Source organism: Neobacillus sp. YX16 (genome assembly GCF_030123505.1).
GTDB lineage: Bacteria > Bacillota > Bacilli > Bacillales > Cytobacillaceae > Neobacillus.
In genome coordinates, this window is sequence record NZ_CP126115.1 from 622,713 (window position 1) to 636,612 (window position 13,900).

Below are 13,900 nucleotides of genomic sequence, written 5' to 3' on the forward strand. Positions count from 1 at the left end.
AAGTTAATTATTTGAAACAGGACTGATGAAATCAAATTTTATTATATAAAAAATGCATGTTAAATGGTTAGGCAAGGAGGTTTAAGTATGTCAGAGGCAAGTTCAGCCAATTTACTTGAAATGATTAATTTAACGAAAAGATTTCCTGGCGTAATGGCTCTTAACAACGTTTCCCTAAAAGTGAAGGCAGGGTCAGTACATGCCTTAATGGGTGAGAATGGTGCAGGAAAATCAACATTAATGAAGTGCTTATTCGGTATCTATTCAATGGATGAAGGAAAAATTCTGCTGGACGGTAAAGAGGTTTCATTTGCAAATTCTAAGCAAGCCCTTGAAAGCGGAGTTTCCATGGTCCACCAGGAACTGAACCAAGTCCGTCAGCAAAATGTAATGGATAATATTTGGCTGGGAAGGTATCCGAAAAAAGGAATCTTTATTGATGAAAAAAAGATGTATGAGGATACGGCAGCAATCTTTAAAAGTCTCGACATCAAAGTTGACCCGCGAAGCAAAGTAGGAAGCCTGTCAGTCTCAGAGATGCAGATGGTGGAAATTGCAAAAGCTGTTTCTTATCATTCAAAGCTCATTGTAATGGACGAACCAACATCCTCTCTAACTGAAAAAGAGGTAAATCATTTATTTACTATTATTAGAAAGCTGCAAAGTGATAACGTAGCGATTATCTATATCTCTCACAAAATGGAAGAAATTTTAAAAATCTCAGATGAAGTAACAATCATGCGTGACGGTCAGTATATTGCAACGAAAAGCGCAAAGGAATTAACAACAGACGAAATCATTAAGCTAATGGTTGGCCGTGACTTGTCACAGCGTTTCCCAGAAAAGATCAATCAACCTGGAGCTGTAACCCTTAAAGTTAAGGATTTAACGGCCGAAACAGAAGGGTCATTTTCTAATATTAACTTCGAATTGAGAAAAGGAGAAATATTAGGTGTTGCAGGTCTTGTAGGCTCCAAACGTACCGAGGTTATGGAGGCACTATTCGGTATCAGAGGACTGAAATCAGGAAGTATTGAGTTAAATGGAAAGGTCGTACAGAATCATTCGCCGCAGCATGCGATAAAAAATGGCTTTGCACTAGTTACGGAAGAAAGAAGAACAACGGGGATTTATCCACAATTAAGCATTAGCTTTAACTCCATTATTGCCAACCTGCCTCAGTATCGAAAAGGGTTGTTTCTATCAGAAAGCAAAGTTCATGATGATACAAAATGGGTTATCGATTCAATGAAAGTAAAGACGCCATCGCAAAAAACGCCAATCGGAAGTCTTTCTGGCGGTAACCAGCAGAAGGTAATCATAGGCCGCTGGCTGCTAACAAAACCGGAAGTACTATTGTTGGATGAACCAACAAGGGGAATTGACGTTGGAGCAAAATTTGAAATTTACCAGCTAATTAACGAATTAGCAGCTGAAGGAAAAGGAATTATCATGATTTCTTCAGAAATGCCTGAACTTCTTGGTGTTACAGACAGAATCTTAGTAATGAGTAATGGAAGAGCAGCCGGAATCGTAGAAACAAAGACAACCACGCAAGAAGAGATTATGCGACTGGCAGCGTTGTATTAGGAGGAGAAGCAAAATGAATACTCAGGCCACAAAAAAGTCTAATGTTGTAAAATGGCTGTTTGATAATGTTATTTATGTATTTTTAATTCTACTTGTTGTTGGGATTGTCTTTGCATCTCCTGACTTTTTATCCATGACCAATTTGATTAATATCTTAAGTCAGTCATCTTCAAGGATTATTATTGCACTTGGGATAGCAGGTATCCTGATATTAGGCGGGACGGACTTATCTGCCGGGCGGATGGTCGGACTTGCAGCAGTAGTCTCTGCTTCTCTGCTTCAAGCAGGTGATTATGCTTATAAAATGTATCCAAACCTTCCAGAATTGCCTTTGTTTATTCCTATCTTAATTGCAATGGCTGTAACAGGACTATTTGGTACTTTAAATGGATTTATCGTATCAAAGTTTCACGTACCGCCATTTATTGCAACACTAGGTATGATGATTGGTGTTTACGGAGTCACTTCTATCTACTTTGACCGTCCGCCATATGGTGCGCAGCCGATTGGTGGATTAAGTGAGAGTTTTACCACATTCGCGCAAAAGGGAATTAAAATAGGTCAATATGAATTTCCATACCTGATTTTATATGCAATTGCCTTTTCATTCATTATTTGGGTGGTATGGAATAAAACACAGCTTGGTAAGAATATGTACGCAATCGGCGGAAATGCTGAAGCAGCAAAGGTTTCCGGCGTTAACGTGGCAAAAAATATCATTATTATTTATATGATTGCCGGTCTGCTTTATGGGTTCTCAGGTACCTTAGAGGCAGGGCGAGTTGGAAGTGCAACCAACAATACGGGGAATATGTACGAGTTAGATGCCATTGCAGCCTGCGTGGTCGGTGGAGTATCACTATCAGGCGGTATTGGAACTGTTCCGGGAGTAATAACTGGGGTTCTTATTTTCCAAGTTATTAACTACGGATTAGCTTTCCTCGGTGTAAGTCCATACATCCAATTTATCGTTAAGGGCGCTATTATCATCGTTGCAGTTGCATTTGATATGCGGAAACATGCGAAGAAAAAATAAGAGTGGAGGGCATTCCCAAATGGGAGTGTCTTTTTATTTTTTCAAACAAGGGAATTTACTGCTAGAATATATTCAATGATCTTTTCAAAAGAGGTGGGGGATTCAATGTGTTTAATCTTATTTGCTTATAAGGTTCATCCAAAGTACAAGCTAATGGTTGCGGCTAATCGAGATGAGTTTTATCAGAGACCGACTGCTCCTGTTCATTTTTGGGAGGATGATTCCGAAATCCTTGCCGGACGGGATTTAGAAAAAATGGGTACTTGGATGGGTGTTACCAAATCGGGAAGGTTTGCAGCTTTGACCAATTATCGAAATCCGATGGAAGTTACGGAGGGAAAACGCTCAAGAGGAGAATTAGTGGCAAATGCTCTGCAGTACAAAGGCGATATCAAGGAGTACATGCAGAGTCTAGTTAGAAATAATGACTGGTACCCTGGATATAACCTGTTAGCGGGGGATGGTGATGAGCTATACTATTATTCCAATGTTGGACAGGAGTTAATAAAAGTGGCTCCAGGGATTTATGGTGTCAGCAATCATTTACTTAATACAGAATGGCCAAAAGTACAAGCTGGCAAAGACGGGTTAGCCGCTATTTTGAAAAGTAATCAAGAGGATTATGTTGAGCCTCTATTAACGCTTCTTCAAAAAGCAGATCAGGCACCAGATGAAAAACTACCTCAAACGGGGGTTTCATTAGAATTGGAAAGAATGCTTTCATCGATGTTTATCAAAAGTGAAGGATATGGTACAAGGAGTTCAACCGTTTTATTAATGGATGAAAAAGAAATTCACTATGTGGAACGAGTTTTCACTTTTAACGAGGTAAATACTCAAAAATATACAATTGAATTGAAATAAAAAACTAATCAAACGTTTGATTAGTTCGGTTTCTAAACTAATCAAACGTTTGATTAAATAGTAATTTGCCTAGACTACAAGGGACTGAAGGGGAAGAAAGCCCTAGTCAAAAAAGAACCATCATTAATTAGATTCATCGGTTGTTTTTGCTGTATCCCCTCTTTTAGTTCCTTTGCTGACATAAGGTTTAGCATTTTTTGCTTTGTTCGCACCAGCTTGCCAACGATTCCAGCCTTTTTTACCTGTTCCTCTGCCTATCCCACTTTTAGCCTTAGCTTTCGTCATCATATCACTCCAAAATTAATGTAGGTAGAACTGAATAGCATTGGCTCATTATAACACAAGTTTCAATTATGATGATGAGCCCCATTATTAAATAACCAAAAATCTAATTCTTCATATTATGTTCCTTCAACTAACATTTAATAATTAGTTTATTAATTAAATTAATTAATTATAATTGACATGTTTAGTGTCAAAAGTATATATTTTTATCATAGTAAAATTTACTATAAAATTTTACTTATTATTTTCAACGAAATGAAAGCGCAAACATTTGAATTTATTAAAATGAAAAACTATCAAACAATAATGGGGGGATACAATGAAATAACTTAAGGGGATGAGAAATGTTAGGGAAGATAAGTAAATCAAAGACTATAGTTTTTATATCTTTTGCTTTTATTTTATTCTTGCTAGGAATTGGGGTGTTTCTAGTTTCAATGAAAAATGTAAAGACAATCACATACACGAATCCAGTCGGGGGAATGACCAATATAGGTGATCCTTTCGTTTTAAAAGATGGAGATAGATACTACATGTATGCAACTTCTGCCCCAACAATTGGATTTAGGGCTTGGCAATCGGATAACTTGGTTGATTGGGAAGATAGAGGTTTAGTCTATGATAGTAATGAACAATCTACCCAATGGGCGACTGGGGACTTTTGGGCTCCCGAAGTGGTTAAACATAATAATCGGTTTTATATGACATACAGTGCTCGCAATGAAGAAGGACATTTGCAAATTTCCGTGGCTGTTAGTAAAAATCCTTTAGGTCCATTTAAAGATGTAAGTATTGAATTGATTAAACAAGAAGGTTAATATATCCATGGACATATTTTTATTGAAGATGATGGAACTCCTTATTTCTATTATGTTAAAGATTGTTCCGAAAATATCATAGACGATAATCATGTCAGTCAAATATTAGTCCAAAAAATGGATAGTGATCTTACTAGTTTGATAGGTGAACCACAGTTATTGCTGCAGCCTGACCAAGAATGGGAAGGACTGAATGGTGATTATCAGTGGAATGAAGGACCTTTTGTATTGAAACACGAGGACAAATACTACCTAATGTATTCATCAAACTACTTTGCTAGCGAGGATTACGGGGTTGGGTATGCAGTAGCTGACAATCCTTTAGGTCCATTTAAAAAAGCAAAAGAGAATCCTATTTTGTCAAAGGATCTTAAAAATGGAATCTCAGGTCCAGGGCATAATAGTGTAACAAAAGGGCTGGATAATAAAACTCTTTATGCGGTCTATCATACCCATACAGTTCCGGTTGTTCCTAGTGGAGATAGACAGATGAACATTGATAGGTTGTATTTTGAAGGTGGAAAGCTGAAGGTTGAAGGTCCATCATTTACAGAACAAAAAATGAAATAGTAATAGTATCTTTCTTTTTTAAATTTTTGGAAAATTAAGTTTTTTGTGTAAATGCTTTTATTCATGAGTGTTAAGGGGAGTAAAACTGCCTGTTAAAAAAAATAATTAAAAATAGGGGGATTAAGAAGATGAAGAAGAAAATGTCAAGAATATTTTGTTTTGCGCTAATCCTAACATTAGCTCTTGCGTTAGTAGGCTGTAATTCGGACAGTACGTCAGGTTCATCAAGCAAAGATAAAAAAGAACTTGTATTTTGGAATGTATTTACAGGTCCAGATGGAAAAAACATGCAGCAAATTATCGATAATTACAATAAAACAAACCCTGAATATAAAGTTAAAAATATTTCCATGAAAGAAGGGGATATGTATACCAAAATTCCGACAGTTGTTAACTCAGGAAAAAACATTCCTGATGTTACAATCGTACATGCTGAAAGAATCAAGCAGTATGTGGATAATGAAATGCTGACACCATATGACAATTACTTAAGTAACTTTTCAGACATCAAAGAAGAAAACTACGTTAAAGCTGGTTGGGATATTGGTAATATAGATGGGAAAAGATACTCACTTCCATTGGATGTACACAGTTTTGTTATGTACTATAACAAAGATTTAGTTGAAAAATATGCTCCTAATGCTTTAGACGATAATGTTGTAACATTTGATGAAATTAAAGCAGCAGGAGATTTATCTAGAAAAGATAAAATCGATGCAATGGGATTAACTTGGATGAGACCAACCTTCTTATCCATTTACGCCCAATTAGGTGGAGACATCACAAGCGATGGGCAAGCACCTACACTTGATACACCAGAGGCAGCAGAAGCATTAGAATTACTAAAGTCACTTGTTGATGGAAAATATACAAACAAAGATGGTCAAGATCCAGGACAGATCTTTAAATCAGGAAAATCTATTTTCTGGCCAGAAGGAATTTGGATGCAAAATAGTTTAAATGAAGTAAAAACTCTAAATTGGGGAATGACAAACTTCCCTCAAGTTTCAGCTGATAAAGTTGTAAACTGGTCTTCTTCCCACCAATTCGTTATGTTCAACAGCAAAGAAAGAACGGATGAAAAAACAGAAGGCGTTCTTAAGTTTCTTGATTATTTAAGACAAAACTCTATCCCATGGGCTGAAGCAGGACAAAACCCAGCATCATTAGCAAACGTAGATGATGCAAAAGTCCAAGAGCTTCCACAGACTTTCTTAGTTAAAGATGAGAAGCAAATGGCGACACTTAAAATCTTTGATTACAAGTACAACGGCTTTGTCGTTGATGCAATTGATAAGATTGCTGGTGACGCAGCGTTTGGAAAGGTGAAAATTCCAGAAGCACTTAAAAAGGCTCAAAAAGAAGTAGAAGATAAAATTGCTCAAAATGAAAAGTAATAGGCATGATTCTCTCTAGGAGAATGTGAAATAGAATAATAGTTTTTGAGTATAGGTGTAACAAATGGAGAATTCCTATTTTTGACCAATAGGAATTCTCTCTCTATTCGAAAAAAGAGAATAGGAGTAGAAGTGTATGAATATTTCTCAGGTTAGCAAGGAGCCGAATAGGTCCCCGTCGTTAAACCGTGCCACAGGTAAGAAAATGCAATTTAGGTTATCTCCACTTATGTATGTTGGACCGCATTTAGTCCTATTTTTAATATTCTTCTTAATTCCTACGGTTTTTGGTATTTATATCTCTTTTACGAATTGGGACTTAATAAGTCAAGCTGACTTTGTAGGCTTAGATAATTATAAAGAGATTTTGTTTAATAAAGACTCCACATTTTATACTCAGTTACATACGGGTTTATTGAATACGTTTAAATTTGTTTTATATTCAGTGCCTGCGTGTATTATTATTCCATTACTGATAGCATCTGGTTTACATGCTAAACCGAAAGGGACTAAGGTTTTCCAAGCGTTGTTTTATGTGCCAACATTGTTTTCTGTTTCAGCCGTTATGATTGTTTTTACGATGTTATTTAACGTATCATTTGGACCATTTAATCACTTCCTCAAAGTAGATACACCGTGGTTAACTACTCAGCCATATGCATGGATGACATTAGTAATTGTTACAGTGTGGTGGTGTATTGGGGCAAACATGATTATCTACCAGGCTGCGTTAAATGGAATTCCGAAAGATTATTATGAAGCAGCTTCGATTGACGGGGCGGGAAGTATTCAGAAGTTCTTTAAAATCACACTTCCTAGTCTAAAGGGACAACTATTATATACAATTGTCATTACGACCATTGCTCAATTTAACGTTTATGGGCAGCCGCTCATGTTGACGAAAGGCGGGCCAAGCAGTTCGACCCACGTTTTATTAATGTATATTCAGTCAAATGCTTTTGGTTCAGGACAATCCTTAGCAGGTATTGCTTCTGCAATGGCAGTAATTTTAGGGTTATGTATTATGCTCGTTTCGCTTATCCAATTCTTCTTTTTAAGACAACGCGATTAGGGGGTGCTATCGATGAAGAAACTATCTGCTCCAAAAATAGTAGCTTTTCTATTTTTGCTCATTATGGCTCTAATTTGGGTAATCCCATTGGCTTATGCATTTCTCTCATCATTTAAACTTGAGGCTGATATTCAATCTATGGGCTTTACGATCTTACCGGTACATTGGGTAATGGAAAATTACCAACAGATGTTATTTAATAATTCAAGTGCTCCATTAGCAAAATGGTTTATGAATTCTATGATTATTGCAGTATCACAAACCATCTTGGTTCTACTTGTCGTGTCCTTGGCTGGTTATGGATACTCTAGATTAAAGTTTAAGGGAAGAGACGCTTTATTTGTTTTCTTAATGGCGACAATGATGTTTCCTGGTGTTGTAAACCTAATTCCACTTTATAAAATTATTGACTCCTTTGGATGGGTGAATAGTTATTTAGCTGCTATCGTACCAGGAGCCGCTGGTGTGTTTAATATCTTTTTGGTTAAGCAATTTATGTCGGGAATTCCAAAGGAATTTGATGAATCTGCAAGAGTGGACGGAGCTTCAGAATTTCAAATTTTCATCAAAATCATACTTCCTCTCATAAAACCTATATTAACTGTTGTAGCATTGTTTACCTTTACTGGAGCCTGGAACGACTTCCTATGGCCTTCGATTGTATTTAATGATATCGAAAAAATGCCAATTACACCTGGGTTACAGTTACTGCAAGGGATGTATCAGAGTGTTGTTGGAGTTTCAACTGCTGCTGCAATAATTGCAATGGTGCCAACATTTATCTTGTATTTATTTACGCAAAAATACTTTTTGGAATCTATGTCTTTATCTTCAGGGGTTAAGGGGTAGAAGGGTTTACATTGTTATGTTAGGAATTGCTGTTTCCACGGTAAAGGAGGACCCAAATTGTGACTAGAAAACTAGAAAGAAAGCTCATCTACATCGGTGCTATATGGGAAATGATAACAGGGTTGATAACTATATTATTCTACGCTTCTTATATAAAGAAGCAAGGACTTGGTGTAAAAGACACATCCTTCGCCAAGGTAGAAGCCTTACAGTCGGTATTTGGCAGTTTATACATGTTTTCAGTTACCTTTGGAATGCTATTCATTGCTATAGGCTTGATTAACTTTTTTGTAGCAAAAAATTTAAAAGATAATGAGGTAACGGTTAAAGTACCAATTTGGCTGTTCATCATCGGGCTGGCTTCTTACTTCCTGATGGACATCCTTAGTTCCTTGATGTTTTTATCCGCTGGACTTTTAGCACTAGCAAAAAATAAATCAATAGTGAAACTGTCTGATATGGTTGGACAAAAAACAGCTTAAAAAACTTTGAAAAGAGGGGGCATTAATTCATGGCATTATCTAAAAAATTTTTAAGAAATGAATATCCAAGGCCACAGTTTGTTAGAAAGGATTGGATGAACCTAAACGGTGAATGGGAGTTCCAATTTGATGATTCGAATATTGGAGAAAAGAAAAAATGGTTTCTAAACACAACATTCTCAAATACCATTAATGTTCCATTTACTTATGAAACCGAAGCGAGCGGAATCGGCGAAGAGGCATTTCACTCTATCGTTTGGTATAGAAGAACAATTACAAACATAAATCGTGAAAATAAGAGAACGATTTTACATTTTCAAGCTTCGGATTTCACGACAAAGGTATGGGTAGATGGAGAGTTTGCCGGCCAACATGATGGAGGATACAGTGCCTTTTCACTAGATATTACTGACAAGCTTAATGATTCTAGAGAACATACGATTGTCGTGAAGGTCGAAGATAGCCAAAGTTGTCATCAACCTAGAGGAAAACAACGCTGGATGGATGAAAATTTCGGCTGTTGGTATATACAAACAACGGGTATTTGGCAAACGGTATGGTTGGAATTTATTCCAAAGGTTTCCTTGAATCGTGTAAAAATGACTCCTGATGTCGATACGAATTCAATTGATTTGGAATTTTCGGTAAATGTTCCGGCATCCGAGGAAGTAATGGTTGAAACTGTTATTTCATTTGATAAACATGTAGTTAGAAAAGCGAGTATCTATATGGATCGTGAGAATTCAAAGTTAAATTTGAATTTACTTCATGAATTCCATGATTGGAAAATACAATTATGGACACCTGAATTCCCGAATTTATATGATGTAACATTTAAACTCTATCAAAACGGTGTACAAATTGATGAAGTAGAATCCTATTTTGGTATGAGAAAAATCTCTACCTATAATGGGAATGTATTATTAAATAATACTCCAGTGTATCAAAAATTAATTTTGGATCAAGGTTACTGGACTGAATCCCATTTAACTCCACCTTCTGATGCAGCGCTTGTTAAAGACATTGATCTAATTAAAGAAATGGGATATAACGGCGTACGTAAGCACCAAAAAATTGAAGATCCGCGCTTTTATTATTGGTGTGATGTAAAAGGATTACTTGTATGGGCGGAAATGCCATCCACATACGATTATTCCGACACAGCGGTTGAAAACTTTACGAAAGAATGGATCGATATCGTAAACCAATTCTACAACCATCCTTCTATTGTAACTTGGGTACCGTTTAATGAATCTTGGGGGATAAGAAATGTCTTTAAAGATAAATCGCAGCAGCGCTTTACTGAAGGTATTTATTATTTGACTAAAGCAGTTGATTCAATGCGACCGGTTATTGTGAATGATGGATGGGAGCATACTGTATCAGATATTATTACATTACATGATTATGAATCTAGTGGAGCGGTATTTTCTGAAAGATACAAAAACAAAGACCAAATTACAAACAATGGTATTGCTCATAATAATGATAAGTTTTGCATGGCTGAAGGCTATGAATATAAGGGCCAGCCTATTTTAATTAGTGAATTTGGTGGAGTTGCTTTTACGACAGAAGACGGCTGGGGCTACGGGAAACAGGTGAAATCTGAACAAGAGTTCTTTGATCGGGTAGGAAAAATTACCCGAGCTATTCAGGAAACTCCATATGTTTGCGGTTATTGTTATACACAATTAACTGATGTACAACAGGAAGTTAATGGCTTTCTCACTGAATCAAGGGAACCGAAAGTAAGCCTTGAAAAAATAAGAGAAATAAATAGAAAACAACTGTAGAAATCGTTAAGGAGAGATACAAATGAATTTCAGACCAGAATATCCTAGACCGCAATTGGTAAGAAAAGAATGGCTAAGTTTAAATGGCGAATGGGACTTCGCTTTTGACGATAAAAATATTGGATTAAAGGAAAAGTGGTTTCAAAATGAAAATACTTTTGATCGAAAAATTAATGTTCCTTTTGCCTATCAAACGAAGTTAAGCGGAATTAATGATACTTCCTTCCATGATCATGTATGGTATCGCCGTGAATTTTTAGTGCCTAAAGAGTGGAATGACCAGAGAGTGGTCTTGCATTTTGGAGCTGTAGATTACCGTGCATGGATTTACGTAAATGGACAGTATGCAGGTTTCCATGAAGGGGGGCATGTTTCGTTCTCGCTAGATATTACTGATAATTTAACTTGGGGTACTGAAACGGTTGTTGTGAGAGTGGAGGATCCTTCAGCAGATGAAACCATTCCTAGAGGCAAGCAATTCTGGGTGGAAAAGTCTGCTGCAATTTGGTACACAAGGACCACTGGAATATGGCAGACAGTTTGGCTGGAGCCAGTTAATCCTACAAGTTTATCAAAATTAAGACTAACACCAGACATCGATCGTGGAGATGTAATTGTTGAGTTTGATATCTTAGGTGATTTTATTCACAAAAAGGTAGAAATTGAAATTAGTTTCCAAGGTGAAAAGATTGCTAAAGATTCTATCGAGGTATTTGAATCCTATCAGAAACGTGCCATTAACCTTTATAACAGACAGATATTCAGAACCTCATTCCATAATAATGGCTGGAACTGGTCACCGGAAAAACCAAATTTATTTGATATCAAGTTAACGTTGAAAGATGAAGAATCTCAAATGATTATAGATGAAGTAGACTCTTACTTCGGTATGAGAAAGGTCCATATAGAAAATGGAATGGTTTATTTAAATAATAAGCCCTACTATCAAAAATTAGTTCTTGACCAAGGTTATTGGCCGGAAGGGTTATTAACCGCTCCATCTGATGAAGATTTAAAAAAGGATATTGAACTGTCAAAAGAAATGGGCTTTAACGGCTGTAGAAAACATCAAAAAGTTGAGGATCCCCGCTTCCTTTATTGGGCAGATCGATTAGGTTTCTTGGTTTGGGGAGAATGCGCTGCCTCACCATCCTATAGCGAGGATGCAGTTGCGAGATTAACTAGAGAGTGGATCGAAATCATTGAACGTGATTATAACCATCCTTCATTAGTGGCATGGGTTCCGGTTAACGAAAGCTGGGGAGTACCTTATATTAAAGGAAACAAGCAGCAGCAGCACCATTCTTTAGCGATGTACCATCTTATTCATTCGCTAGATACAACCCGTTTAGTGATATCGAATGATGGCTGGGAGCTCACCGAAACGGATATCTGTGCTATTCATAATTATAGCCATGGAACAAACAAGGAAAAGTCAAAATATGAAGCCTTTAAAGAATCGATGTCTACAAAAGAAGCCCTTCTCAGCTCTAAACCTGCGAACCGTGGAATTTATGCCGATGGATTTGAGCACAGGGGTGAACCAATCTTGTTAACAGAGTTTGGTGGTATTGGATTCAAAGTTGGTGAAGAAAGCGGCTGGGGATATACTTCAGTCAAAAATGAAGAAGAGTTCATTGAAGACTATCGAAGGGTAATGGAAGCCGTATATTCTTCAAAAGCTTTACACGGATATTGTTATACGCAATTAACTGATGTAGAGCAAGAGATAAACGGATTATTGTCCTATAATCGAGAACCGAAATGTGCGTTAGAAGAAATTAGAGAAATAAATGATATGTGGCATTCGAATATTGTGAAAATCTAAATTTGTAGTATGTTGTCATTCTTCGACTGTGATGGATATTAGCAATTTTTTGTTTTCATTCATCAAGACTAGTGATTAAGGTTTTAAGAATTTTCAATAATATTCTGTGTTACTACAAATAAATGACACATAATAAAAGCCCTTTCTAAAAAGATCGTTTAGAAGCTAATTATTCATTTAGTATTCAGCGCCTTTTAAGAAAGGATTTTTTTTTTGTTAGTTAGAAATGAGGGAGGTCTTGTCATGTTTGTCAAAGTGATATATTTAAGAAAAAGATGAGCTCTATAAATGGGCAACAAAGTACAAATTTACGAAATAAATCGAGGTAAATAAAATGAAAATAGGATTTCGTACGATTAATAAGGTGAAAACTGAGACCATACAGATGAGAGATCCCTTTATTTTTACTTCTCAACAGGAACAAAAGTATTATCTTTTCGGTACTACATTTGCTGATGGATGTGGTGATCAAGATCCAGTTTTTGAGGTATATGTCAGTAATAATCTCGAAGACTGGGAAGGACCTTATGTTGCATTCCAGCCCCCAAAGGGCTTTTGGGGAGTAAGACAGTACTGGGCGCCGGAAGTATTTGAAATTGATGGCTGCTTTTATATGTTTGCGTCCTTTAAAGGTGGAATAGGGGAGCATAGAGGGACTGGAGTTTTAGTTTCCGACCACCCTGCAGGTCCGTATGTTCCTCATAGTGAAGGTCCAGTAACGCCAAATGATTGGGAATGCTTGGATGGGACATATTTTGAGGACAAAAACGGAGAACGCTGGATGGTATTTTGCCATGAGTGGACCCAAATTTATGAGGGCAGAATCAAGGCAATCCGTTTGTCAAAAGATCTTAAAAGGTCTGTTGGTAAGCCAATCGAAATTTTAAATGCAGCTCAGATGCCTTGGATACGTCACTTTGGCGATCCTCGGATTGAAAAAACAGGTTATCTAACAGATGCCCCTTTTATGTACATGGCTAAAAGTGGTGAACTAGTAATGCTATGGTCGAGTTACTCTGTTCCGAATTATGGGGACAATGGACTTGGTGGATATACAGTAGCCATAGTGAGGTCAAAAGCTGGAGAAATTACAGGGGAATGGATTCACGATAAGCAATTATTACTTGACCGCAATGCAGGGCATTCCAGTCTATTCCGTGACCTTAGCGGACAGCTGTTTATTTGCACACATTATCCAGATACGCCTCATGGAAGTGAAAGGCCTTTGTTTATCAAAGTGGAAGAAAGGGAAAACGGAATAGTGGTGCCTGTCACCAAATAATAAACATTCTAATTAAGAGAAAAGTTAACATAAA

General features: G+C 36.8%; 11 protein-coding genes and 1 pseudogene. 11 read left to right on the forward strand and 1 reads right to left on the reverse strand.

What is annotated here, in order from left to right; genetic code table 11:
• Window positions 1-87: 87 nt before the first annotated feature.
• The 3 genes from mglA to QNH48_RS03090 all read left to right on the forward strand — a co-directional run bounded on the left by mglA (window position 88) and on the right by QNH48_RS03090 (window position 3,490).
• A complete protein-coding gene (gene mglA / locus QNH48_RS03080) occupies window positions 88-1,590 on the forward strand; it encodes a galactose/methyl galactoside ABC transporter ATP-binding protein MglA (protein ID WP_283953720.1) in 1,503 nt (500 codons plus the stop codon).
• A gap of 13 nt (window positions 1,591-1,603) precedes the next feature.
• A complete protein-coding gene (gene mglC / locus QNH48_RS03085; protein ID WP_095247875.1) occupies window positions 1,604-2,626 on the forward strand; it encodes a galactose/methyl galactoside ABC transporter permease MglC in 1,023 nt (340 codons plus the stop codon).
• A 105-nt stretch (window positions 2,627-2,731) separates the two neighbouring features.
• Complete coding sequence (locus QNH48_RS03090; RefSeq protein WP_283953721.1) at window positions 2,732-3,490, forward strand: NRDE family protein; 759 nt, start codon at window positions 2,732-2,734, stop codon at window positions 3,488-3,490.
• A gap of 123 nt (window positions 3,491-3,613) precedes the next feature.
• Here the strand turns inward: QNH48_RS03090 and QNH48_RS03095 are convergent, their stop codons facing one another.
• The gene (locus QNH48_RS03095; RefSeq protein WP_133371442.1) at window positions 3,614-3,775 is read right to left on the reverse strand and encodes a DUF3934 domain-containing protein; all 162 of its coding nucleotides are present in this window, start codon (window positions 3,773-3,775) and stop codon (window positions 3,614-3,616) included.
• Window positions 3,776-4,212: 437 nt separating this feature from the next.
• Here QNH48_RS03095 and QNH48_RS03100 point away from each other — a divergent pair.
• The 8 genes and pseudogenes from QNH48_RS03100 (at window position 4,213) to QNH48_RS03135 (ending at window position 13,866) form a co-directional block, all read left to right on the forward strand.
• Window positions 4,213-5,163, forward strand: a pseudogene (locus tag QNH48_RS03100) (glycoside hydrolase family 43 protein).
• 128 nt (window positions 5,164-5,291) lie between these two features.
• Window positions 5,292-6,560 carry an extracellular solute-binding protein gene (locus QNH48_RS03105; RefSeq protein ID WP_283953722.1) on the forward strand — a complete coding sequence of 423 codons (1,269 nt, stop codon included), beginning with the start codon at window positions 5,292-5,294 and terminating at the stop codon, window positions 6,558-6,560.
• 205 nt (window positions 6,561-6,765) lie between these two features.
• The gene (locus QNH48_RS03110; protein WP_481858481.1) at window positions 6,766-7,632 is read left to right on the forward strand and encodes a carbohydrate ABC transporter permease; all 867 of its coding nucleotides are present in this window, start codon (window positions 6,766-6,768) and stop codon (window positions 7,630-7,632) included.
• Between the two features lie 12 nt (window positions 7,633-7,644).
• Window positions 7,645-8,481: a carbohydrate ABC transporter permease gene (locus tag QNH48_RS03115; protein WP_283953724.1), complete on the forward strand. Its 837-nt coding sequence runs from the start codon at window positions 7,645-7,647 to the stop codon at window positions 8,479-8,481.
• Window positions 8,482-8,540: 59 nt separating this feature from the next.
• On the forward strand, window positions 8,541-8,963 hold the full coding sequence (locus tag QNH48_RS03120) for a hypothetical protein (protein WP_283953725.1): 423 nt from the start codon (window positions 8,541-8,543) through the stop codon (window positions 8,961-8,963).
• A gap of 29 nt (window positions 8,964-8,992) precedes the next feature.
• Window positions 8,993-10,756, forward strand: coding sequence for a glycoside hydrolase family 2 protein (locus QNH48_RS03125; RefSeq protein ID WP_283953726.1), 1,764 nt, complete (start codon window positions 8,993-8,995; stop codon window positions 10,754-10,756).
• A 22-nt stretch (window positions 10,757-10,778) separates the two neighbouring features.
• A complete protein-coding gene (locus QNH48_RS03130) occupies window positions 10,779-12,584 on the forward strand; it encodes a glycoside hydrolase family 2 protein (RefSeq protein ID WP_283953727.1) in 1,806 nt (601 codons plus the stop codon).
• Window positions 12,585-12,918: 334 nt separating this feature from the next.
• A complete protein-coding gene (locus QNH48_RS03135) occupies window positions 12,919-13,866 on the forward strand; it encodes a glycoside hydrolase family 43 protein (RefSeq protein ID WP_283953728.1) in 948 nt (315 codons plus the stop codon).
• Window positions 13,867-13,900 lie beyond the last annotated feature (34 nt).